General features: G+C 60.2%; 18 protein-coding genes and 1 pseudogene. 8 read left to right on the top strand and 11 right to left on the bottom strand.

Annotated elements, in window-relative coordinates; all coding sequences use genetic code 11:
* From GSM73_RS21770 to gspM, 6 genes are all read left to right on the top strand, one after another.
* On the top strand, positions 1 to 773 hold a 773-nt coding region (locus tag GSM73_RS21770), incomplete at its 5' end, for a 3-dehydroquinate synthase (RefSeq protein WP_160893896.1).
* Between the two features lie 10 nt (positions 774 to 783).
* Positions 784 to 2,340, top strand: a complete 1,557-nt coding sequence (locus GSM73_RS21765) for an AAA family ATPase (RefSeq protein WP_160893794.1) — start codon at positions 784 to 786, stop codon at positions 2,338 to 2,340.
* A gap of 349 nt (positions 2,341 to 2,689) precedes the next feature.
* Entirely contained in the window at positions 2,690 to 7,138 is a 4,449-nt protein-coding gene (gene gltB / locus GSM73_RS21760) for a glutamate synthase large subunit (protein WP_160893792.1), read from the top strand.
* A 33-nt stretch (positions 7,139 to 7,171) separates the two neighbouring features.
* Complete coding sequence (locus GSM73_RS21755; RefSeq protein WP_160893790.1) at positions 7,172 to 8,182, top strand: FAD-dependent oxidoreductase; 1,011 nt, start codon at positions 7,172 to 7,174, stop codon at positions 8,180 to 8,182.
* 240 nt (positions 8,183 to 8,422) lie between these two features.
* Entirely contained in the window at positions 8,423 to 9,490 is a 1,068-nt protein-coding gene (gene hemE, locus GSM73_RS21750) for a uroporphyrinogen decarboxylase (RefSeq protein WP_047225959.1), read from the top strand.
* A 177-nt stretch (positions 9,491 to 9,667) separates the two neighbouring features.
* Positions 9,668 to 10,024: a type II secretion system protein GspM gene (gene gspM, locus GSM73_RS21745; protein WP_218575788.1), complete on the top strand. Its 357-nt coding sequence runs from the start codon at positions 9,668 to 9,670 to the stop codon at positions 10,022 to 10,024.
* Positions 10,025 to 10,059: 35 nt separating this feature from the next.
* On the opposite strand, the gene GSM73_RS21740 is transcribed toward gspM, so the two are convergent.
* Positions 10,060 to 11,313: an MFS transporter gene (locus tag GSM73_RS21740; protein WP_256677059.1), complete on the bottom strand. Its 1,254-nt coding sequence runs from the start codon at positions 11,311 to 11,313 to the stop codon at positions 10,060 to 10,062.
* 140 nt (positions 11,314 to 11,453) lie between these two features.
* Here GSM73_RS21740 and GSM73_RS21735 point away from each other — a divergent pair, with 140 nt between their 5' ends.
* The gene (locus tag GSM73_RS21735) at positions 11,454 to 12,356 is read left to right on the top strand and encodes a LysR family transcriptional regulator (RefSeq protein ID WP_076382987.1); all 903 of its coding nucleotides are present in this window, start codon (positions 11,454 to 11,456) and stop codon (positions 12,354 to 12,356) included.
* Between the two features lie 192 nt (positions 12,357 to 12,548).
* Here GSM73_RS21735 and GSM73_RS21730 read toward each other — a convergent pair whose 3' ends face one another.
* A complete protein-coding gene (locus GSM73_RS21730) occupies positions 12,549 to 12,758 on the bottom strand; it encodes a hypothetical protein (RefSeq protein ID WP_160893786.1) in 210 nt (69 codons plus the stop codon).
* A gap of 52 nt (positions 12,759 to 12,810) precedes the next feature.
* Entirely contained in the window at positions 12,811 to 13,752 is a 942-nt protein-coding gene (locus tag GSM73_RS21725) for a lipid II-degrading bacteriocin (RefSeq protein WP_076382983.1), read from the bottom strand.
* Positions 13,753 to 13,982: 230 nt separating this feature from the next.
* Between GSM73_RS21725 and GSM73_RS21720 the strand changes: the two are divergent.
* Positions 13,983 to 14,262: pseudogene (locus GSM73_RS21720) on the top strand (addiction module antidote protein).
* A gap of 105 nt (positions 14,263 to 14,367) precedes the next feature.
* Here GSM73_RS21720 and GSM73_RS21715 read toward each other — a convergent pair.
* The 8 genes from GSM73_RS21715 to GSM73_RS21680 form a co-directional block, all read right to left on the bottom strand.
* Entirely contained in the window at positions 14,368 to 18,420 is a 4,053-nt protein-coding gene (locus GSM73_RS21715) for a dermonecrotic toxin domain-containing protein (RefSeq protein WP_160893784.1), read from the bottom strand.
* A gap of 239 nt (positions 18,421 to 18,659) precedes the next feature.
* On the bottom strand, positions 18,660 to 19,886 hold the full coding sequence (locus tag GSM73_RS21710; protein ID WP_047225953.1) for a beta-ketoacyl-ACP synthase: 1,227 nt from the start codon (positions 19,884 to 19,886) through the stop codon (positions 18,660 to 18,662).
* Complete coding sequence (fabG, locus tag GSM73_RS21705; RefSeq protein ID WP_076382977.1) at positions 19,886 to 20,614, bottom strand: 3-oxoacyl-ACP reductase FabG; 729 nt, start codon at positions 20,612 to 20,614, stop codon at positions 19,886 to 19,888. The genes GSM73_RS21710 and fabG overlap by 1 nt, the downstream gene beginning before the upstream one ends.
* On the bottom strand, positions 20,611 to 21,078 hold the full coding sequence (locus GSM73_RS21700; protein WP_047225951.1) for a hotdog family protein: 468 nt from the start codon (positions 21,076 to 21,078) through the stop codon (positions 20,611 to 20,613). Before GSM73_RS21700 ends, fabG begins: the two co-directional genes overlap by 4 nt.
* Entirely contained in the window at positions 21,075 to 22,271 is a 1,197-nt protein-coding gene (locus GSM73_RS21695; protein ID WP_160893782.1) for a beta-ketoacyl-[acyl-carrier-protein] synthase family protein, read from the bottom strand. Before GSM73_RS21695 ends, GSM73_RS21700 begins: the two co-directional genes overlap by 4 nt.
* Positions 22,268 to 22,750: a DUF3261 domain-containing protein gene (locus GSM73_RS21690; RefSeq protein ID WP_076382973.1), complete on the bottom strand. Its 483-nt coding sequence runs from the start codon at positions 22,748 to 22,750 to the stop codon at positions 22,268 to 22,270. The genes GSM73_RS21695 and GSM73_RS21690 overlap by 4 nt, the downstream gene beginning before the upstream one ends.
* The gene (locus tag GSM73_RS21685) at positions 22,747 to 23,475 is read right to left on the bottom strand and encodes a class I SAM-dependent methyltransferase (protein WP_076382971.1); all 729 of its coding nucleotides are present in this window, start codon (positions 23,473 to 23,475) and stop codon (positions 22,747 to 22,749) included. The genes GSM73_RS21690 and GSM73_RS21685 overlap by 4 nt, the downstream gene beginning before the upstream one ends.
* 10 nt (positions 23,476 to 23,485) lie before the next feature.
* A partial coding sequence (locus GSM73_RS21680; protein ID WP_256677038.1) for an NAD(P)/FAD-dependent oxidoreductase occupies positions 23,486 to 24,517 on the bottom strand: 1,032 nt, incomplete at its 5' end.

Genomic DNA, 24,517 nt, shown 5'->3' with positions numbered 1-24,517 from the left:
GTTTCGCCGCCGCTTGCTATCAGCGCGGTGTTGATTTCATCCAGATCCCCACGACCCTGCTGTCCCAGGTGGACTCGTCGGTGGGCGGCAAGACCGGGATCAACCATCCGCTGGGCAAAAACATGGTGGGTGCTTTCTACCAGCCCAACGTGGTGCTGATCGACACCGCGACCCTCAATACATTGCCCGCCCGCGAGCTGTCTGCGGGGCTGGCTGAAGTCATCAAGTACGGGCTGATCTGCGACGAACCGTTCCTGGGCTGGCTGGAAGAAAACGTCGACCGCCTGCGTGCGCTGGATCAGGCTGCGCTGACCTACGCTATCGAACGTTCCTGTGCGGCCAAGGCTGCGGTGGTCGGTGCCGATGAGCGCGAGTCGGGCGTGCGCGCCACGCTCAACCTGGGGCATACCTTTGGCCACGCCATCGAAACCCACATGGGCTATGGTGTCTGGCTCCATGGCGAAGCGGTTGCGGCCGGTACGGTCATGGCCCTGGAGATGTCCGCGCGTTTGGGCTGGATCAGTGAACAGGAGCGCGATCGCGGTATTGCTCTGTTCCAGCGCGCCGGGTTGCCGGTGATCCCGCCCGAAGAAATGACCGAAGCCGATTTTCTCGAACACATGGCAATCGACAAAAAAGTGATCGACGGTCGCCTGCGTCTGGTGCTGCTGCGCCACATGGGCGAAGCTGTGGTGACCGACGATTATCCGAAAGAGGTTCTACAGGCCACGCTGGGAGCGGATTATCGCGCCCTGGCTCAGCTTAAAGGTTAATAAGATTCCGATGACTAGTTTGCATGCCGACGAGGCTTTCCTCGGCCATTTCCAGTTGAGTCATGACCCTTTCGCGCCACGGGTTCCAGGCTTCAAGTTTTTCCCCGCCCAACGCAAACCGGTTCTGGGCCAGTTGCATCACCTGGCGCGTTACAGCCAGCTGTTGCTGGTGGTCACCGGCCCTCAAGGCAGCGGCAAGACCTTGCTGCGCCAGGCCCTGGTGGCCAGCACCAACAAGCAGTCGGTGCAAAGCGTGGTGGTGTCGGCTCGTGGCGCCGGTGATGCAGCCGGTGTATTGCGTCAGGTGGCCCAGGCGCTGAATGTCGCCCAGGCTGAAGTCGGTGCGATTCTGGATCAGATCGTGCAACTGGCGCTGACCGGGCAGGAAGTCTATCTGCTGGTGGACGACGCCGAGCAACTCGACGAGTCGGCCCTGGAAGCCTTGCTGGCTCTGGCTGCCGGTGCGCCGGAAGGCCGTCCCCACGTCTTCCTGTTTGGTGAGTCGTCGCTGATCGCCGATCTGGAGCAGCTGAATCTTGAGCAAGAGCGCTTCCACGTCATTGAGCTGGCGCCCTACACCGAAGAAGAAACCCGTGAATACCTGGCCCAACGCCTTGAAGGCGCCGGTCGGGGCATCGAACTTTTCACCGCGGATCAGATCTCTGAGATTCACGAAAGCTCCGATGGCTGGCCTGGAAATATTAATCAGGTGGCCCGCGATGCTCTCATCGAAGTCATGATTGCCAGCCGCTCAGCGGTAAAGCGTCCAAGTATGGGGTTCAACATGCCGAAGAAACACGTATTGGCGATTTCCGCCGTCGTCGTGGTCGCGATCGCCGCCGCCTGGCTGATGCCGGGTCGCAGCAAGGCGCCGACCACCGGCGCACCCGCCAACGAGCAGGCACAACTGCCTCTGGGCCAGGACGCAGCGCAGCCCAATGGCGGTGCTCCGGAGGTGGAGTTCGCCGGTAACACTCAGCCGATGCCGCTGCCGCTGGTCGGCCAGTCGCAACCGGTCATGCGCAGTCCCTTGGCTGAGGCCGCTGGCGGTATCACCGAGGGTGACGACGGCGCGCCACCACCGATCGATGACACCAGCGATACGCCGCCAACCGTGACCACCAGCGCCCCACCGGCGGGTGTGCCGGCTGGCCCGGCGCCAACTCCAGCCCCAGCCCCGGCGCCCGCTCCGGCTGCCAAGCCTGCGCCGGCTCCCGCCCAGGTGGCCACCGCCAAACCTGCTCCAGCCCCGGCCGCCAAGCCGGCCACTCAGGCCGCTGGCGGTAACTGGTACGCCGGTCAGGCTCCAGGCAGCTACGTGGTACAGATCCTCGGCACCAGCTCCGAAGCGTCTGCGCAAAAGTTCGTCAAGGAACAGGGCGGCGAGTACCGTTATTTCAAGAAAATGCTCAACGGCAAACCGCTTTATGTCATCACCTACGGCAATTTCGCCAACCGTGATGCAGCCGTTTCCGCCATCAAGGCCTTGCCAGCGAAGGTTCAGGCTGGTAAACCTTGGCCTCGCACTGTCGCCAGCGTCCAACAGGAACTGGCAGCAACTCGCTGAAGGTTCGGCGGCCTTACCCAGGCCGCCTCTCCCGGCACCTCAAAATTTCCGCAAGGGCGAGCGACCTTTCAGGCCGCGCGCCTTGTGGTGTCTGCGTCACAGTAGCGTTTGAGTCGCAGCGGTCGAACCCAAAAAAGTTTTGACTAGCACAGCGTATAGCTTTAAACCTTTCACAAATGCGACATGGATTTGCGACGTTTCGTCGTCAAATTTGTGAGCCCTTGTGTCGGTGTGTACAATGACCTCCCTTTTGCCCCCGCAAAGCTGGCGTACGTTCGGCGCGGCACGCAACTGGCTGAATTGAAAAGAAATTTGCCTCGATAAGAGGCAGCCTGGTGAGAAAGTGTCTATGAAAGCAGGTCTGTACCAACCAGATGAATTCAAGGATAACTGCGGTTTCGGCCTGATTGCTCATATGCAGGGCGAACCCAGCCATACCCTTTTACAAACGGCCATTGAGGCCCTGACCTGCATGACCCACCGCGGTGGGATCAACGCCGACGGCAAGACCGGTGACGGTTGTGGCTTGCTGATTCAAAAGCCTGACGAGTTCCTGCGTGCCATTGCCCAGGAAACGTTTGGCGTGACCCTGCCCAAGCAGTACGCGGTGGGCATGGTGTTCTTCAATCAGGACCCGGTGAAGGCCCAAGCGGCTCGCGAAAACATGAACCGCGAGATCCTGGCCGCCGGCCTGCAATTGGTGGGCTGGCGCAAGGTGCCGATCGACACCAGCGTCCTCGGCCGCCTGGCCCTTGAGCGTCTGCCGCAGATCGAACAAGTGTTCATCGCGGGCGAAGGTCTGAGCGACCAGGACATGTCGATCAAGCTGTTCAGCTCCCGTCGTCGTTCGTCCGTGGCCAACGCCGCCGACACCGATCACTACATCTGCAGCTTTTCCCACAAGACCATCATCTATAAAGGCCTGATGATGCCGGCGGACCTGACCGCCTTCTATCCGGACCTGAGCGACGAGCGCCTGAAAACCGCGATCTGCGTGTTCCACCAGCGCTTTTCCACCAACACCCTGCCGAAATGGCCGCTGGCCCAGCCATTCCGCTTCCTCGCCCACAATGGCGAGATCAACACCATCACCGGCAACCGCAACTGGGCGCTGGCCCGTCGCACCAAGTTCGCCAACGATCTGATGCCGGATCTGGAAGAGCTCGGCCCGCTGGTCAACCGTGTGGGCTCGGACTCCTCGAGCATGGACAACATGCTGGAACTGATGGTCACCGGCGGCATCGACCTGTTCCGTGGCGTGCGCATGCTGGTGCCGCCGGCCTGGCAGAACGTCGAGACCATGGACCCGGACCTGCGTGCGTTCTACGAATACAACTCCATGCACATGGAACCGTGGGACGGCCCGGCCGGTATCGTCATGACCGACGGCCGCTACGCCGTGTGCCTGCTCGACCGTAACGGTCTGCGTCCGGCGCGCTGGGTGACCACCACCAACGGGTTCATCACCCTGGCTTCGGAAATCGGTGTCTGGAACTACCAGCCCGAAGACGTCATCGCCAAGGGCCGCGTGGGCCCGGGCCAGATCTTTGCCGTGGACACCGAAACCGGCCAGATCCTCGACACCGACGCCATCGACAACCGTCTCAAGTCCCGTCATCCGTACAAGCAATGGCTGCGCAAGAACGCCCTGCGCATTCAGGCGACCATGGAGGACAACGATCACGGTTCGGCTTTTTACGACGTCGATCAGCTCAAGCAGTACATGAAGATGTACCAGGTGACGTTCGAAGAGCGTGACCAGGTGCTGCGTCCGTTGGGTGAGCAGGGCTACGAAGCGGTCGGTTCCATGGGCGACGACACGCCGATGGCCGTGCTGTCCCAGCGCGTGCGTACGCCGTACGACTATTTCCGCCAGCAGTTCGCTCAGGTGACCAACCCACCGATCGACCCGCTGCGCGAAGCGATCGTGATGTCCCTGGAAATCTGCCTCGGTGCCGAGCGCAACATCTTCCAGGAGTCGCCGGAACACGCCTCGCGTGTGATCCTCAGTTCGCCGGTCATTTCCCCGGCCAAATGGCGCTCGCTGACCAACCTCGACCGCCCGGGTTTCCAGCGTCAGGTCATCGACCTGAACTACGACGAAAGCGTGGGCCTTGAAGCGGCGATCCGCAACGTGGCCGACCAGGCTGAAGAAGCCGCGCGCGCCGGTCGCACCCAGATCGTGCTGACCGACCGTCACATCGCCCCGGGCAAGTTGCCGATCCACGCGTCGTTGGCCACCGGTGCGGTGCACCATCGCCTGACCGAAAAAGGCCTGCGTTGCGATTCCAACATCCTGGTGGAAACCGCCACCGCTCGCGATCCGCATCACTTTGCGGTGTTGATCGGTTTCGGTGCCTCGGCGGTGTATCCGTTCCTGGCCTATGAAGTGCTGGGTGACCTGATCCGTACCGGTGAAGTGCTGGGCGACCTCTATGAGGTGTTCAAGAACTACCGCAAAGGCATCACCAAGGGCCTGCTCAAGATCCTCTCGAAGATGGGGATCTCGACCATCGCTTCGTACCGCGGTGCGCAACTGTTCGAGGCCATCGGCCTGTCCGAAGAAGTCTGCGAGCTGAGCTTCCGTGGCGTGCCGAGCCGCATCAAGGGTGCACGTTTCGTCGACATCGAAGCCGAACAGAAAGCCCTGGCGGCCGAAGCCTGGAGCCCGCGCAAGCCGATCCAGCAAGGCGGCCTGCTGAAGTTCGTCCACGGTGGCGAATACCACGCCTACAACCCGGACGTGGTCAACACCCTGCAAGCCGCTGTGCAGCAGGGCGACTACGGCAAGTTCAAGGAATACACCTCGCTGGTGGACAACCGTCCGGTGTCGATGATTCGCGACCTGCTCAAGGTCAAGACCCTGGACACACCGCTGGACATCAGCGAAATCGAGCCGCTGGAATCGGTGCTCAAGCGCTTCGATTCCGCCGGTATCTCCTTGGGTGCCTTGTCTCCGGAAGCTCATGAAGCCCTGGCTGAAGCCATGAACCGCCTCGGCGCGCGTTCCAACTCCGGCGAAGGCGGTGAAGACCCGGCGCGCTACGGTACTATCAAGAGTTCGAAAATCAAGCAGGTGGCCACCGGCCGCTTCGGTGTGACACCGGAGTACCTGGTCAACGCTGAAGTGCTGCAGATCAAGGTTGCCCAAGGCGCCAAGCCCGGCGAAGGCGGCCAACTGCCCGGCGGCAAGGTCAACGGCCTGATCGCCAAACTGCGTTACGCAGTACCCGGCGTGACCCTGATCTCGCCGCCGCCGCATCACGACATCTATTCGATCGAAGACTTGTCGCAACTGATCTTCGACCTCAAGCAGGTGAACCCGAAGGCACTGGTCTCGGTGAAGCTGGTGGCAGAAGCCGGCGTTGGCACCATCGCCGCCGGTGTGGCCAAGGCCTATGCCGACCTGATCACCATCTCCGGCTATGACGGCGGCACCGGCGCATCGCCGCTGACCTCGATCAAATATGCCGGCGCGCCGTGGGAACTGGGCCTGGCCGAGACCCACCAGACCCTGCGCGGCAACGACCTGCGCGGCAAGGTCCGGGTGCAGACCGACGGCGGCCTGAAAACCGGCCTGGACGTGATCAAGGCGGCCATCCTCGGCGCCGAGAGCTTCGGCTTCGGCACCGCGCCGATGATCGCCCTGGGTTGCAAATACCTGCGCATCTGCCACCTGAACAACTGCGCTACCGGTGTGGCGACCCAGAACGAAAAGCTGCGCAAGGACCACTACATCGGCACCGTCGACATGGTGGTGAACTTCTTCACCTACGTCGCCGAGGAAACCCGCGAGTGGCTGGCGAAGCTGGGCGTGCGCTCGCTCGAAGAGCTGATCGGCCGTACCGACCTGCTGGAAGTGCTCGAGGGCCAGACCGCCAAGCAGCATCACCTGGACCTGACGCCGTTGCTGGGCAGCGATCTCATCCCGGCGGACAAGCCACAGTTCTGCCAGGTTGATCGCAACCCGCCGTTCGACAAGGGTGAGTTGGCCGAGAAGATGGTCGACATGGCCGCTTCGGCGATCAACGACCTCAGTGGTGCCGAGTTCGACCTGGATATCTGCAACTGCGACCGTTCCATCGGCGCGCGGATCTCCGGCGAAATCGCGCGCAAGCACGGCAACCAGGGCATGGCCAAGGCGCCGATCACCTTCCGCTTCAAGGGCACCGCAGGCCAGAGCTTCGGCGTCTGGAACGCCGGTGGCCTGAATATGTACTTGGAAGGCGATGCCAACGATTACGTGGGCAAGGGCATGACCGGCGGCAAACTGGTCATCCTTCCGCCCAAGGCCAGCGTCTACAAGACTCAGGACAGTGCCATCATCGGCAACACCTGCCTGTACGGCGCTACCGGCGGCAAGCTGTTCGCCGCCGGCACCGCGGGCGAGCGTTTCGCCGTGCGTAACTCCGGGGCCCACACTGTGGTGGAAGGCACCGGTGATCATTGCTGCGAGTACATGACCGGTGGTTTCGTCTGTGTCCTGGGCAAGACCGGTTACAACTTCGGCTCTGGCATGACCGGCGGTTTCGCCTACGTGCTCGACCAGGACAACACCTTCGTTGACCGGGTCAATCACGAACTGGTGGAAATCCAGCGGATCAGCGGCGAGGCGATGGAAGCCTACCGCAGCCACTTGCAGCGCGTGCTGGACGAATACGTCGAGGAAACCGACAGCGAGTGGGGTCGTGAACTCGCCGAAAACCTCGATGACTATCTGCGTCGTTTCTGGCTGGTCAAGCCCAAGGCTGCCAACCTGAAATCGTTGCTTTCCAGCACCCGTGCCAACCCGCAGTGATATGCGCCTGAAGAGTTTGATGAGGTTTTAACAATGGCTGAACGTCTGAGTAATGACTTCCAGTTCATCGATGTCGGGCGCAAGGATCCGAAGAAGAAACTGTTGCGTCAACGCAAGAAAGAGTTCGTGGAAATCTACGAGCCTTTCAAACCCCAGCAGTCGGCCGACCAGGCCCACCGCTGCCTGGGCTGCGGTAACCCGTACTGCGAATGGAAGTGCCCGGTGCACAACTTCATTCCCAACTGGCTGAAGCTGGTGGCCGAGGGCAACATCCTCCAGGCCGCCGAGTTGTCCCACCAGACCAACACCCTGCCGGAAGTCTGCGGCCGGGTGTGTCCGCAGGACCGCCTGTGTGAGGGTGCATGCACCCTCAACGACGGTTTTGGCGCGGTGACCATCGGTTCGGTGGAGAAGTACATCACCGACACCGCGTTCGCCATGGGCTGGCGCCCGGACATGTCCAAGGTCAAGCCGACCGGCAAGCGCGTGGCGATCATTGGGGCCGGCCCGGCGGGCCTGGGATGCGCCGATGTGCTGGTGCGCGGTGGCGTGACCCCGGTGGTGTTCGACAAGAACCCGGAAATCGGCGGCCTGCTGACCTTCGGCATCCCCGAGTTCAAGCTGGAAAAGACCGTGCTGAGCAATCGTCGCGAAGTCTTCACCGGCATGGGCATCGAGTTTCGCCTGAACACCGAAGTAGGCAAGGACGTGAAGGTGGTCGAGACCCGTCTCGGCGAACCGGACGCCCGTGGCCGCCGCAGCCCTGAGCCGATCCCCGGTTCCGAAGAGATCATCCCGGCCGATGCCGTGGTCATCGCCTTCGGCTTCCGCCCAAGCCCGGCGCCGTGGTTTGAGCAGTTCAGCATCCAGACCGACAGCCAGGGCCGCGTCGTGGCCCCGGAACAGGGCCAGTACAAGCACCAGACCAGCAACCCGAAGATCTTCGCCGGCGGCGACATGGTTCGGGGTTCCGATCTGGTGGTGACGGCGATCTTCGAAGGCCGCAATGCGGCGGAAGGGATTCTGGATTACTTGGGGGTCTGATCATTTCCTGAATGGGAATGCAATCAAATGTGGGAGCGAGCTTGCTCGCGATAGCGGCGAATCAGTCGACGAAAATGTTGAATGTGATGCCCTCATCGCGAGCAAGCTCGCTCCCACAGTGGTTTTAGGTGTTGCCTGATACCGCGACAAATTGCCCCGATAGATAAAAGGCACGGCTCTTGCCGTGCCTTTTGCGTCGCGCTCTGAGAAAATGCCCGCACTTTTTTTCCGGATGCCGACATGACTGCCCTGAAGAACGACCGTTTCCTCCGCGCCCTGCTCAAGCAACCCGTAGACGTCACTCCCGTGTGGATGATGCGTCAGGCCGGTCGCTACTTGCCGGAATACCGCGCCAGTCGGGCCAAGGCCGGCGACTTCATGAGCCTGTGCATGAATCCCCAGTTCGCCTGCGAAGTCACGATGCAGCCGCTGGATCGTTACCCGCAGCTGGACGCGGCGATTCTGTTTTCCGACATTCTCACCATTCCCGACGCCATGGGCCAGGGTCTGTACTTCGAGACCGGCGAAGGCCCGCGCTTCAAGAAAGTCGTCAGCACTCTGGCCGACATCGAAGCCCTGCCGATTCCCGATCCGCAGAAGGACCTGGGTTATGTCATGGACGCGGTCAGCACCATCCGTCGAGAACTCAACGGTCGCGTGCCGCTGATCGGCTTCTCCGGCAGCCCCTGGACCCTGGCCACCTACATGGTTGAAGGCGGCTCGTCGAAAGACTTCCGCAAGACCAAGGCGATGCTCTACGACAACCCGCAAGCCATGCACCTGCTGCTGGACAAGCTGGCCCAGTCGGTGACGTCCTATCTCAACGGGCAGATCCTGGCCGGTGCGCAAGCGGTGCAGATCTTCGACACCTGGGGCGGCAATCTCTCGGCGGCGGCGTACCAGGAGTTTTCCCTGGCCTACATGCGCAAGATCGTCAGCGGCCTGATCCGCGAACATGAAGGTCGTAAAGTACCGGTGATCCTGTTCACCAAGAACGGCGGCCTGTGGCTGGAAAGCATCGCCGATGCCGGTGCCGACGCCCTGGGCCTGGATTGGACCTGCGACATTGGCAACGCCCGCGAGCGTGTCGGCAGCAAAGTCGCTCTGCAAGGCAACATGGATCCGACTGTGCTTTACGCCAAACCGCAAGCCATCCGCACCGAAGTCGGGCGCATCCTCGCCAGCTATGGCAAGGGCAGCGGTCATGTGTTCAACCTTGGCCATGGCATTACGCCGGAAGTCGATCCGGAACACGCCGGTGCTTTCCTGCGCGCGGTGCATGAGTTGTCGGCGCAATACCACGACTGATCGTAGCTCGCTCATCCAGCCTGTCGGGATTCGTTCCAGGCAGGCTTTTTTTTGCCTGTTAATTATTCAATGAAACAAGTTGGTTATCTTTATCGGTTTGCCTGTTTTCTTTTGTTTAATAACTAACTTTGCCTGTAAGAAGTTTTTCTTCTGAGCTCGGAAAAATAGATTCAGGGATTGTTCCTTCTATTTACCTCGATCTGGCAGCCCACCCGACATCGGCTCGACCTGGCCGAGCGTCAGTATTGGCAGCAGGCCGAACTCGCTGCCCGGATCCAGCGCCTGGAACCCACCGGCGCTACGACCGCCACGAGCTCTTTGTCCGTCAGGATCAACGACAGTGCGACGGCCGCGGGGCTGGAGCTGGCGGAGCTGGAGATCGACGGTGATTCGTTACGGCTTGCCGTCAGTGGCGATGCCAATCGACTGCTCGACTGGCTGGACCGACACGAGCGGGACGGCGCCACCTTGCAGGTGCTGAGCCTGGAAGTGCGCAACGGTGTCCTGGACGCGCGGATGGTGTTGGGGCAATGACTTGAGCGGCGGGCCAGCGCCTGAACAGTGTCCGCTCAAACCTGAGCGTTGCCCGGCAACACCGGCAACTTCGCCAGTTTCACCGCCACCAGCAACGCCACCACCAGCAAGCCGCCGATGAACAGGCTGACACCGTTCCATCCGCCCAGATGCCAGGCTAACCCGCCAGCCGTACCTGCGACGCTGGAGCCGGCGTAGTAGCTGAACAGGTACAACGACGAGGCCTGTCCCTTGGCTTTGGTTGCGCGGCGGCCGATCCAACTGCTGGCGACCGAGTGAGCGCCGAAGAAGCCGAAGGTGAACACCAGCATGCCCAGGATCACCAGCCACAGCGGCGTGGTCATGGTCAGCGCAAGACCGGCCAGCATCAGCGCGATGGTCGCCCAGAGCATTTTGCGACGGCCGTGTTTGTCGGCCAGTGCGCCGACTTTCGCCGAGCTGTAGATACCCGACAGGTAGACCACCGAGAGCAACCCGACAAAGGCCTGGTCCAAGTGATAAGGCCCGGCCAGCAGGCGATAGCCGATGTAGTTGAACAGCGTCACGAATGCACCCATCAATACGAAAGCTTCGAGAAACAATAGCGGCAACCCGGCATCGCGAAAGTGCATGGTGAAACCGTCCAGCAAGCTGCGCGGATGCAGCGAGCGGGGGCGGAAATTGCGTGACTCGGGAAGAATCCTCCAGAACACCGCCGCCGCGATCAAGGCCAGGCCACCGACCACCAGCATCGCGGCGTGCCAGCTGACGAAGTCAATCAGCACCCCGGCGATCAAGCGGCCGCTCATGCCTCCGATGGCGTTGCCGGCGATGTACAAGCCCATCGCCAGGCCAATGTGCTTGGGATGGATTTCTTCACCCAGGTAAGTCATCGCGACCGCCGCCACGCCGCTCAACGACAGCCCCACCAGAGCGCGCAGTACCAGTACACCCTGCCAGGTCGGCATCATCGCACTGGCTATGGTGCACAGGGCCGCGGCAAACAGCGCCGCGACCATCACTGACTTGCGGCCGATGCGATCGGAAATCGGGCCGGTGATCAGCAGCCCGACGGCGAGCAGGCCGGTCGCCACCGACAGGATCAAACTGCTCTGGGCGGCATTGATGGAAAACTCTTCGGAGAGCAGCGGCATCATCGGTTGCACGCAATACAACAGGGCGAAGGTCGCAAAACCGCCACAAAACAACGCCAGCACCGTACGCATGAACAACGGTGTGCCTTTTTCAATGTAAATGTCTTTGCGTCCGGTGACGCCATCATCGGCAGGCGGCGGGATCTCATGGGCCAGTGGAGCGACAGCAGTTTTCACGGTGAACCTCGCAGGAGCACGACCAGGCAGGCAATGGAAAAAGCATATAGCCGGTTAATGTTTCTATCCAATATATTGTTCGACCTGTTTAAGACGTTCTACGACCTATTGGATTGCTTATGGAACTGCGTCATCTGCGTTACTTCATAGCCGTTGCCGAAGAACTGCATTTTGGTCGCGCCGCGCTGGCGCTGGGCATCTCCCAGCCGCCCCTTAGCCAGCAGATCCAGGCACTGGAGCAAGAGATCGGCGCGCGGCTGTTCAATCGCACCAATCGTCGCGTCGAACTGAGTGAAGCCGGACGATTGTTTCTCGAAGAAGCCCGACAGGTGCTGGCCCAGGTCGACAAGGCCGCCGATGTCGCCCGCCGCGCAGAGTTGGGCGAACTGGGCGAGCTGAAAATCGGCTTCACGTCATCGGCGCCTTTCAACTCCACCATCCCCCAGGCGATTTTCACGTTTCGCCAGCGCTTTCCCGCTGTACACCTGAACCTTCGGGAAATGAGCAGCACCCAAGTGGCTGACGCCCTGGTGGACGAGGCAATCGAGGTGGGCATCATGCGGCCCTTGCCGCTGCCCGACTCTCTGCAGGAGATCGAATTGAGCCGCGAGCCGCTGGTGGCCGTGCTCAGTTCCAAGCATCCACTGGCCCAGGGCAGCGAAGGGGGGCTGTTCCTCTCTGCACTGGCCCAGGAACCGTTCGTGTTCTTCCCCCGCAGCTACGGCAGCGGCCTCTATGCACAACTCCTGAGCCTGGCCCGCGACGCCGGCTTCAGCCCGAACTTCGCCCAGGAGGCCGGTGAGGCCATGACCATCATCGGCCTGGTGGCGGCGGGGCTGGGCGTCTCGGTCCTGCCGGCGTCCTACCAGCGCATGCGTATTGACGGCGTGGTCTACCGGCCACTGCTCGATCCGGCGGCAATGTCGGCGGTGTGGCTGGTGCAACGTAAGGATCAGTGCTCGCCGATGGCAAGGGCGTTTGTGGAGTTGTTGACTAATGTCGTGGATTTGTCTGTTTCTTAGAGTAGGTACCGATGACTCCATAAAGTTGAAGTTGGTAATAAATGTAAAGGCAGAGAGTGATTAAGAATATGCTGAAAATCTGCAAGTGGTGTGGGGATGTCCAGTAGCTTACATGGTGGACCAATATGGCTACGGTTAAAGCGGTGGAGACGTAGCTCGCGAGCTTTGTGAGGAGGTTGCTGGGCGAATTGTTTATTTTTTCAAGCGATAAGGGTGCTGGAAGAGAAGGCATAGTAGTGATATGAGTAGGGTGCCAATAATCGCTGAAAATGGGATGGCGATAATATCATGGTCGGCAGCGTAAAGATTGTTTGTGAAGTTCGAGTATAAATTGTAGCCGCCGATGAATGGAGTGGTTGAAAGGCTGATTAAATAGAGCGATAAATAGTTGTGGGTTTTCATGATTTATCTCATTGTCGATAACAAAGTGTTGCCCATGGTCATGGCGTTTCGCTTAAAAATTCGGGGTCTGGAAACCCTTCCCTATCAAGTGTATTTTGTGTTCGCCTGATATATCGATTTCGTAACTTTTTCCTGGTAGAACCCTGCCGGCGGTAGTTAATTGTTCCAGTGCCAGCGGTCTATTGCTTTTATTAAAATCATAAAAATCATGGTAGGCCTTGACTGTTCCCAAAAATTGCCAGGAGGTGTCCTTGTGGCGAATGAAGTCACCTTCGACGCGAAGAGTGATTCGCCCCAGATAAGCACCACTGATCCAACTGTCTCTACCGGTGTCATAACCCACCTTTGGATCCACGAGGTGATACTTTCCGGGTGTCTTGGTATGTTCAATGGTCTGTTTTAATAAAGACAGGTTGTGTTCTTTTATTTGTAAGCCAATGCTATTTATGTCGACTTCGAGCTTCTCACCCTTCCCCCATAAATAGTGTGCTAATGCTTTTACTGGGCTGAATGTGCCTCCAGATAATTTTGGTGTTTCGAGTTTGAATGTTGTACTGCGGGCGTATTTTGAGTTGGCCACAGCGATGATGGCTTCTCTAGACGTAAAGCCGCTTCTTTCAAGCGCATCAGCCAGGCTGAAGCTAATCATTTTGTTTTTAAAAAATACATCATTTATACGCCAGTAAGGTGCTACCCAGCCGCGCTCTTTTTCGATAATTCGCCATATGTCTTTTATTGCTCCATAGGCGTTTTTATGGTTTATGGCTTTGTCGAGGATTCTAAGGTTGAAGGTGAAATCATCCAGTCCCGTTTGAGTTTTTATAAGGTCGGTTATGTAGAGGTCATCATCTTCTGTCAATACGTCGGGTTGAGGAGGTGGATATATATAAGTTCCGTCAATGATAATTCCGTCCGTAGACCAGTATCCACCTAAGGAACCTCTCCAAGTGCCCGTGATATCAGTGGCGGGTAAAGTGATTTCTTTCTGTTTCATGGTTCAAATCCTTTTGAGTTTAAAGTCTGAGGTTTTGTAGTTTTGTAGTTTTGTATGTTTGTCTGGACTTTTACTTAAGCATAGGGCAGGAGTTGGCTCAATGACCTAATGGCCGCTTGGGAAATGGATTACGAAAGTTGCGGAAGTTGCCTGCCTAGGCTTGGCGACGAATTCAGTACCCTCCTGAGAAACAGACCAGGCGCAGCGAAATCCTGGCAGGAGCAAAACCCATGACCGAACAATTCACTCGCTGGGACTCTGCCGAGTACCTCAAGACCGAAGAGGACATGGCTAACTACCTGGACGCATGCATGGAGGAGGCAGGAGACGATCCTGCATTCATCGCAAAGCCTCGGGAACCATTGCACGAGCTCGCGGAATTGGCCCGTGATGCCGGGCTGTCCCGGGAAAATCTTTACCGCGCCTTGTCGGGGGAAGGAAATCCTGAGTTCGGCACTATTTTGAAAAGTTGTCAAAGCGTTGGGACTGAAACTGCATGCCAGCACCTGAACAGGTCAGCATGATGAATGACAAGCCAGTCTGTTTGTGAAGGGCGCCATAAGGCGCCCTTCTTCGTTACAGCCTCAGCATCGGCCCAACTATTTACCGTATTCCTTAACCCTCCCAAACCGTCGCCGGCCTATTGACGTGATAGTCATAAAACCCTTGAAGGGTCCAGGTATCGCCCTTGCGTTCAAAGGCAGCGCGCCATGCGCCTCTGCCACTTCCGGGTGACAGTTGCGCCATGTCGTACCAGTAATACCGGTTGATGCGCTTGGTGGTGACCCGGCCTGCACGAATGTCAGCCATGATTTCCGTTATTTTCGTTTTGGCTGCCTCAGTAAAAGTGTCATATGACATCTGTGACTCGGCCAGCAGGCTGGTGCTTGTCGAAAATTTGTCTGCGACAACCGGGCCTTCCGCAACAGCGAGGGGGGCGGTCGCGGCCGCAGGCTTGCCGGTGACTTTCTTCGTCGGGACTTGGGTCACGACCTCGATATCAAACGTGTCGTAGTTCGAGAGGTTTTTACTGAAGTTCGTGATGTCCTCGCCGGTGACCAATAACGTTTTCCGCTGCGACTTGCCCTTGTTGACGATGACATAAGGAATCTTATGGTTGCGGATTTCGGTCAGGAGGCCGGGCTTGTGTCTTTTTTTCATCTCGTCCCTGAACGCGCTGAGTTTGTTACTTTTATACGCCCGGAAATTTTCAGGGTTCTGTTTATATTGTTCCCTGGCCGCTTCCACCTCGGGTCCCGTCCCTGAGTACCGCTCGCCCAGATCGACCCAAACGCGCTTTTCCGCTGCCTCGACCACGTCATGAATATCGTCCTGGATTTTAGTCATGGCGGCTTTCTTTTTCCCCTGTTCAGGGATGATGGTAATGAATGACGCGCCGGTGAGATTGTCGGGCAAGGAGGACATCATCATCTTGAAGTTGCCTTCGCTGTCGAAAAGCTCCCTTTTCAGCGGCAGGGTCATGTCGAATACTTTTATCTTTTGAGCGGACGTCAGCTGGATCCCTCTTGCCTGGGAGTCGATGTCTCTGGTGCAGTAGTCGACGGCCTGCCATACGTTGTATTTATACAGCAGGCTGTCGTGGGCCTTTTTATGTTGCGTGAGGTCCTGGTGTCCTTTGTTTATCCAGTTTATTCGTGAGCGATAAGTGTCTATGTCGCGTACGTGGATGTCATTCATGCTCTCGCGCACGATACGCTCTGCCAGTTCCTCGGGCATCGAGTAGATGACTTTTTTTGCCGTATTCACCACTGCCCGAGACGGCCACTGATGGTCGACGAGGACGCCCTCTACCAACGCGTTATAGGTTTTCTGTTGCGGGGTTTCCGGGGTCCGACCGAACAGGCTTTGTATGACTCCACCACCAAGCAGCCGTTTTGGCTCTTCGATCTGCCAGCGGCCATTTTCCCAGGTTACCGTCCGCTGGTCGGTACGGTTGTTCGGCCCATAGATAATTCGTTCGCCTGCTTGTATGGCGGTTTTGCAGTAGTCCTTCCCCAGCTTCAGATAACCCTGCCCACCGGCGTCCCTGTACCGATTGCGCCCCTCGGGCACCAGTCCCTTGCCATCGAACCCTTTGAGGATGAACGGTTCGAGCTCCGGGTCCGGCATGCGGGGCAAGGCTGAAAGTGCCGGGCGAGGCTTACCCCGGCGCCGTGCCGCGCGGGACATGATCAGGTCCTGACCGCCCTCTGCCAGTACCTCACCGAGCCCGCTGATAAGATCACTCGTCCACTGGCTGAAGCTGCCGCCCTCATCCTTTATCGCCGACACCGCAGCACCGCCGGTCATCACGGGCGGAATCGCGCGGCCCAGTACCCCACCCAGCCGGCCTGCATAGAACATTGACATCGCCCCCGTCAGTAGCATGACTGCAGTCCTGCGCCCATCTTGTGCCGCTGTGCTGTCGCGCTCGGCGTTGGTCACGGTCAGCAGGTCCGCCGTCTGGATCGCTTGGGTGATCTGCGTCTCATGCAGCGCTTTGAAAAGGTTGCCTTTAACCACGGGCGAATAGACTTTCAATGCGAAGTCGTCCTGAACCCTGTGCTTGATCCAGGAGAACGTGGGTTGCGTCACTTTCTTGATCTTCTCGTTGAGGGTCAGGTTTTCCGCGGACGGCACCAGGCTGGCAAGCTGATCGGCTTGCTTGAGCAGCGGCAGGTGCGAAATCAGCCAGCGGGTCATTTCCGGCGTGGCGGTGAGCGTCCGCACCAGGGCCGCCTCCAGCTCCCGGTCGCTTCCGGCATCGACGTCCCTGAACTGCTTGCCGTCCGGTGCTTCTGGTGTGTACAGGGTCAACGAAGGCCGGCTGCCAAGGGTCTTCACCCCAAAGGCCAGCAACTCCTTGAGTACGCTGTCGCCCCACTGGATCTGACGGACCACCACCTCGTGTCCGTTGACCTTGCTGCGCCCCTGCGGCGTCGGGCTGTCCAGCGCCGCCAGCACCAGGTTCAGCCCGGTATTGTCCTTGTCGTGGGTAAAGTCGCCCGAGATATGGGCGGCCCACGCCTGCGCCCGCATCTGTTTGGCCTTCAGGGACATCCACTGTGCTTGCTGCTCCCGGGCTGCGAGCTGCAACGCGGGCGAGAGCCGGGCACCGATGTTTGCCCGTTCAATGACTTCTACAATCTGCGCAAAACTCAGCGGACCTTCCACCGTGGTGTCGCTGGCCGTGCGTTCCTCCGGCGTCAGGTTGGACATTGCCCACTGCGTCAGGGAGCGGCGGTCATCAAATAGGCCCTTCACCTTGCCTGACGAGAGCCCGGAGCCGAATGGCGACTCGCCTGTCGGGGCGTGCGGATCGAGCAGATGCTTGCGGATACTCAGAGAGACCTGGTCAGGATCGACCGGTGGGTACTTCTCCTTGATGAACCTGGCAAGCAGGGTGCGAGTCCGGTCATGAAGGGCGTCAGGGGTTGCCAGGGTGACCGGGTCCGGTGGTGGTGGCGAATCTGTCAGGGTTTGCTGCAAGTCCTGCACGGCCTTCCACCAGGCCAGACGGTCGCTGCCGATAACGTTAGGGTCGCGGTGCAGCCAGTCGTGCAGTTTTTTCCGGTTCAGCCGTAACTCGCGCTCGTCCATGGCGCCGGACAGATCCAGCTTGTGCCTGAGGTCCGCCGCCGCATCTATCCTGGCCATCCAGGTGGTGAGACTCTCTCCCTCTGTCGGGCCGCTGGATAGAACCTCGCTCACGGCGGTTTTCTGCGCCGCTCGCAGGTCAGTGACCAGGCGAGCGAGAAAGTTCTGCGCCATTGACGCCGTGCTCACCGTATCCTGAGTGCCGTCTTCCACCAGGCTGGCCTTCAACGTCGTCAAGTCAGCGTAAACCTCCAGTGGGCTACCCGGGCTGCATAGCACCGCGCCCCCCGGATGATCGGCATTATCATGCTGCGTCAGCGCAACCGCCCCCGGCATCGGTACGCTGAACCCCCACCCTTCGGGGGTCAGATTCAAACCGTAGACCCCGGGCCGGACACGCTCCGCCAGCTTGGCACGGGACGCGCCGTCCGGCGCCGACAGGGCGAAGTCCGCCACCGCTTTGTGCATCGGCAGGCTCAACACAGCGTCCAGCCGGTGGAGATCCGCCTGTGCCTTGAGTTGCGTGCCGAACTCATCGGCCAGCCAGTCGCTGACACTGCGGCCTTGGCTGAACTCGGCAGGTTTATCCCAAAAATGCTCCAGCGCCCGCTCCAGCAGTCGTGCATGAGACGCGGGCGTGACGCTTATCCGCCGCCTGATCTCTTCCTTTGCGTCACGACTATTGAGGACTGCCGGCATTTGCGTGGCATCGTCCTTACCCGTGACGATGTCGATATTGTCCAATTCGAGGAAGAACTCGCGCGCGTTGATCTCGCCGGCGATCGCGCGCCAGAAAAGCGTATCGAGGGGAACAGTCTGCACCACCGTTCGTTTTGAAGTCGGCTCGTCCTGCCGCCGGCACACCAGTATGTCTTTGGCTACCAGAGTGTTCGCCAGGCTGGGAAAGGCTTTCGCCAGCCAGTACTCCATATGTTGGGCTGTCACCTTCGACGGACGGGGAACGGCGCCGTTCAGGTGGATCATCTGCTGCTGCGAGGCATTGAGCCGGTTTATCAGCGCAGCGCTTGTGGCCATGGCACTGTCGGCCTGTAACGGGTTGTCTTCCAGCATGTTCTCTTCCTGAGAAATTTTCGGAAGGAGCAACCTATGGGAGAAGAACGCAGGCAGGGTGGTAGATAGATACCGCCTGCAGCGGTGTCAGGCGGTGTACGAACGAAACGGTCGAAGCCACTGCATCTGTGGGGACAAGTTTTGCTCCCACAGATTGTTTGGCTGCCTGGTGCAAGCCGATCAATGCCGGTCGCAGCCCCTCATTCCTTGATCACGGGTAACAGGGATATCAATCCAGCTCAGCGCCAGCGGCGGAAAATCAACGAGGTGTTGACCCCGCCAAAAGCGAAGTTGTTGTTCATCACGTACTCGTTGCTCATGGACCTGAACTCATTGCACAGGTAGTCGAGCTTGCCGCACTGGGGATCGACCTCATCGAGGTTGAAGGTGTGCACGTAGAGATCGCGGTTCATCATTTCGATGCTGAACCACGATTCCAGCGCACCGCAGGCGCCGAGGGTATGACCGAGAAAGCTTTTCTGCGAACTGATGGGCATGTGCTCGCCAAACAGGCTGCTGGTGGCCAGGGTTTCGGCGATGTCGCCCTGTTCGGTGGCGGTGCCGTGGCCGTTGACGTAGCCGATGGCGGCAGGTTCCAGGCCCGCATCTTCCAGGGCCAGTTCCATGGCCCGGCGCATGGTGCTCAGTTCGGGACGGGTAGCGTGCTGACCGTCGGCGTTGCTGCCGAAGCCGACGATTTCGGCATGGATTCGCGCTCCTCGGGCCAGGGCGTGTTCCAGTTCTTCGAGTACCAGCATGCCGGCGCCTTCACCGATCACCAGGCCATCGCGGTCCTTGTCATAGGGCCGTGGGCTGGTCTGCGGGGCGTCGTTTTTCAGGCTGGTGGCGTACAGCGCATCGAAGACCATCGCTTCGGTCGGGCAGAGCTCTTCCGCGCCGCCGGCGAGCATCAGCGGCAGGCGACCGAATTTGATTGCCTCATAGGCATAGCCGATGCCATGGCTGCCGCTGGTGCAGGCGCTGGAGGTGGGGATCAGCCGTCCGGTAAGCCCGAAGAAGATACTGATATTGGCCGCCGTGGTGTGGGGCATCATCCGTACATAGGAGTTGGCGTTCAACCCTTCGGCCACGCTGTTGAGCAGCATGTTGCCGAACGCCTTGATCTCGTCGGTACTGCCGGTTGACGAACCACAGGAGACGCCCATGCGCCCGTCCTTGATCGACTCATCGCCCAACAGCCCCGCATCGGCCAGGGCCTGTTCGGCGGCGCCGACGGCCAGGCGCGATACCCGACCCATGCTGCGCAGTTGCTTGCGCGTCCAGTGGGTCGGGACCTGGAAATCATCGACAGGCCCGGCCAGGCGAGTGTTCAGCTCGGTGAAGCGGTCCCATTCATCCATGCGTCGTATGCCGCTGCGGTTGGCGGCGAAGTTGGCGGCGATGGTTTCCCAGTCGCTGCCCAGAGAGGTGATGCCGGCCATGCCGGTAACGACGACGCGCTTCATCAGCACAGGCCTCCGTTGACGGCCAGGACCTGCCGGGTGATGTAGCCGGCCTCGGCGGACATCAGGAAATTCACCGCGCTCGCGACTTCTTCCGGGGTACCCATGCGCTGGGCGGGGATCATTTTCATCAGTTCTTCCACGGGCACGTTTTCATCGAGCATGGCGGTATCGATCAGTCCGGGCGCGACGCAATTGACAGTGATCTTGCGCTTGCCCAACTCGATTGCCAACGCCTTTGCCGCGCCGATCAGGCCGGCTTTCGACGCGCTGTAATTGACCTGGCCGCGATTGCCGATCAGCCCCGAAACGGAGGTGATGCAAACAACTCGCCCAGCGGCGCGCCGACGGATCATCGGCATCATCACCGGGTGCAGGACGTTGTAGAAACCGTCCAGGTTGGTCCGCATCACTACATCCCAGTCGTCCTCGCTCAAGGCCGGGAATGCGCCGTCGCGGGTCAGGCCGGCGTTGAGCACCACGCCGTAATAGGCACCGTGGGTTTCAACATCAGCATCGAGAATGGTTTTGCACGCGCTGCGGTCCGACACGTCGAATTGCAGCACCCGGGCATTGCGGCCCAGCGCCTGGATTTCGACCTGGACGGCCTCAGCCTCGGCGCGCCCGCTGCGGCAATGCAGCACGATGTCGTACCCGGCCTGGGCCAGGCGCAGGGCGATGGCACGGCCGATGCCACGGCTGGAGCCGGTGACCAGTACGGATTCAGTCATGGCGTATTTCCTGTTGCGGACGGTTCATGAAGGTAGTGAGCTGGCTGAGGTGGCCGGAACACATTCAACCGGGCCATGGCATGAATGCCCGGGGCGTTGATGTGGCATTCGAACACGCCCATGCCGTTGTCGTCTTCCAGCGAGCGCAAACCGTGGATGGTCAATTCGGTCCCGGCCGGGAAAAACTCGACATTGCATTCGAACTTGCGGGTGCCGAGCAAAAAACCCAGCTCCACGGCGTCGCCGCGGCGGCGTGCATGACAACCGGCAAACGCGGCGACGCTCTGGGCCATCAATTCAATGCCGACCCAGGCCGGCAGCCCGCCGTCGTCGCGGCTGAACAACCCGCCGGGCTTGACGGTGGCGAGGGTGTGGATCTGCTCATCATCGAACGCCAGGACGCGGTCGATGAGAATCATGTCGCCGGCGTGGGGCAGCAGTTCGGCGAGCGGCCAGTCAATCATGGGGCGTCTCCGATAATCAGGCTGACGTTGTTGCCGCCGAAGGCGAACGAGTTGCTCATCAGGCGGCGCGGTGATGTCGGGTTCAGGCGGGTGTCGGTAGTGACCCACTTCAATGCCGGCAGTGCAGGATCGGCCTGGCCGTCCCAGACATGCGGCGGCAAGGCCTGGGCGGTGTTTTGCGTACTCAGGCTCAACCAGCAGAACGCCGCCTCCAGCGCCCCGGCGGCCCCAAGGGTATGGCCGGTCATGGGCTTGGTCGACGAACAGGGCACGCCCGCTGGAAACAGCCCGGCCACTGCCTGGCTTTCCATGGCGTCGTTGTGTTGCGTGGCGGTGCCGTGCAGGTTCAGGTAATCGATCTGGCCGGGTTGCAGGCCGGCGCGACGCAAGGCTTTTTCCATGGCCTGGCGAGCGCCGCGACCACTGGGCTCCGGCGCTGAAATATGGTGGGCATCGGAGCTGGCGCCGTCACCCAGCAAGGCGATCGGTGCCGGACGTCCCGGCGTCCTGCTCATGAGAAACAGCACCGCGGCCTCGCCGATGTTGATGCCGCTGCGGTTGACCGAAAACGGATTACAGCGCTCCCCCGATACCGCTTCCAGGGCCGAAAAGCCGTTGAGGGTCAGTTTGCACAGGCTGTCCACGCCGCCGCAGAGCACCGCATCGCACAGGCCCAGGTCGAGCAGGCGTCGGGCGCTCATTAAGGCCCGGGCGCTGGATGTGCAGGCGGTGGATATCACATAGGACGGGCCGCTCAGCTCCAGCCAGTCGCAAAGGAAGTTGGCCGGTGCGCTCAGCTCCTGTTGCTGGTAGTCGTAGCCGTCGGGGAAGTGCTGCTCACGCAGGTAATGGGCAATGCCCTGACTGGCTTCTTCGATGCCCGAGGTACTGGTGCCCAGCACGACACCGATGCGAGCGCGACCGTAGGTCTGGATGGCCTGATCGATCTCATCGCGAATCTGCAGCCCCGCTTCGAGCAGCAACTGATTGTTGCGGCTGCGGTGCGCGATCAAAGATTGCGGTATGCAAGCGAGTTCACCGGGCACCGAGGCCACCGGCAATTTACGTTCGGCCACCCAGCCATCCTGCACGCGCACGCCGCCGCAGTCGCCGGCAAACAGGTTGCGCGCCACTTCATCTTTACCCCGGCCCAGGGCGCAAATTACCCCCAGGGCATTCAAATAAGCGGTCATGGGGTACTCTCGGTCAACGGCATGATGCGGTAGTGCGGGCCTTCGTGCAGGCCCAGTTCAAAATCCAGCGGTTGCTTGTAGCGCACTTGCCAGCGTTGGCCCAGGGTTCGTTGCCGAACCTCTTGCCGGGCGGTGGGGTAGTTGTCCGGCAGCTCGGTTTCAGGCGTCAGGGCAAACAACAGCGCGGCGAAAAGCTCACGGGCTTCGGCATTGGGTGGCAGCAGTCCGTCGGCTTGCCACTGGCCGTCCACCAGGCGTTGGCGGGCCAGGGGAATGCCCAGTGGGTCCAGCATCGACCAGCGGATACCGGCGCCTTCGCGCTGGATCACCAGCAGCCAATCCTGGCGCTGTCCGGCCATTTGCCGCTCGATATGCAACTGCAGCGGCAGTGCCAGGGTTGGTGTGCGTTCCGGCAACGGCGCCTGACTGGCGCAGGCCCCGAGCAACAGCAAGCAGCCCAAAAGCAGCGCACGAATCATTCGACAGTCCCTTCAACGGGTTTACGGGCCACTACATTGATCAGGGTTTCCTCCCGCTCGCCAAAGGGCCGCGGGCGGCGCAGGCCGAAGCGTTCGAGAAGGCCGAAATCCCTGGCGCGGCTCCACCACAGATAGGGATACGAGACGTTGGCGGCTTCGAACTGGAAACCCTGATCGCGGATCATCTCCAGGTACTGCGCGGCACTTTTTTGCACGTGCATGGGATGACGGAACAGCCAGCGGATCACCCAGGTATCGATGTAGGCCGCCGTGGACTCCGCGAACATCAGATAGCCGCCGGGCTTGAGCACGCGATAGAACTCGGCGAGGGCTTTTTCCTGCTCCACCAGGTGATGAAAGGTTTGATGGCAGAACAGCAGGTCGACGCTGTCATCAGGCACCATCAACGTCGCGCAATCGCTGCCGACCAGTTCCACGGCGATGCCTTGGCGTGCGGCTTCCGCAAGACTCAGGTCCAGGCTGTGAGGGTCGGCGTCGACGCCGATCAGGCGTTGTGGCGCGAACACCTGGTGCAAGTATTGGAACGACTTGCCCTGGCCGCAACCGGCATCGAGCAGCACCGGAGCCACCGGCAACGGGCCGCTGAAAAGGTTGCGCAGGTCATTGATCGCCACCCGCAAGACATGGTGCTGCCAGGTGTGGCTGCGCAGGAACCAGAAGCCGAAGCGAGTCTCTTCGACGTAGTTGTCGCTCAGGTAGCTCATGGCTGCTTTCTCATGGTGCCGGGCTCGCACAGATTTCCGACAGCATGCGCAGGCGCCGCTTGGGTTCGCTGACGAACGGATTGCGCTCATCCCAGGCATAACCGGCGAGGATCGCGCTGATCATGCGGCGAATGTCTGGCGAGCCGTCGGTGTAGAAAATCACGTCCTGGAAGGTGCCGGCGTACCAGCCCTCGACGTAGCAGCGGAAGGTGTCGACGCCACGTTTGAGTGGCTCGGCGAATTCGCTTTGCCAGTCCACGCTTTCTCCTTGCAACTGCCGATGCAGCACCCCAGCGGCCATGCTGGCCGAGCGCATGGCGATGGTCACGCCGGAAGAGAACACCGGGTCGAGGAATTCCGCGGCGTTGCCCAGCAGGGCGAACCCGGGACCATGCAGTGTTTTGACATTGGCCGAATAGCCGCCAATGGTTCGCGCCGGGGTGTCCCATATCGCGTTGCTGAGTACACCGGCCAGGCTTGGTGTTTCGTCGATGAAGCCGCGCAGGCAAGCGTCAAGATCGTCAGTGCGACCGGCGAAATGTTCCGCCGCCGCGACCACGCCGACTGAACAGCGCCCGTCGCTGAACGGGATGGTCCAGAACCACACATCGCGTTGGGTCGGGTGAGTGGTGATAAGGATTTTTTCGCGGTCGAAGGTTGGGGCATCGATGCAATCTTCGATGTGGGTGAACACCGCCTGGCGCAGCGGAAAGTTCGAGGGCGCCTCAAGGTCCAGCAGGCGTGGCAAGACCCGGCCATAGCCGCTGGCGTCGAGGACGAAATCGGCCTCTACGAGGTACGCGCTGCCGTCTTCGCGCTGGACGCCCAGTTGTGGTTTGGCAAGTGAGAAGTCGGCGCCGGTGATGGCCTGTCCATAACGGATCTCGACACCTTGCAACGCCGCCTGATCGGCCAGCAGCTTGTCGAAGTCGGCGCGCTGCACCTGGAAGGTGGTGGGCTTGCCTTTGCTGAAGGTATCGCCGAAATCGAAGGCGCTGTAGCGCTCGCCCCAGGCGAACGCCGCGCCATTCTTGCGCTGAAA

The organism is Pseudomonas sp. PICF6, assembly GCF_009831705.1.
In the GTDB taxonomy this organism is placed as follows: domain Bacteria; phylum Pseudomonadota; class Gammaproteobacteria; order Pseudomonadales; family Pseudomonadaceae; genus Aquipseudomonas; species Aquipseudomonas rhizophila.
Note: the sequence above shows the minus strand (reverse complement) of the source record. Positions and strands in the feature narration are given on the sequence as shown.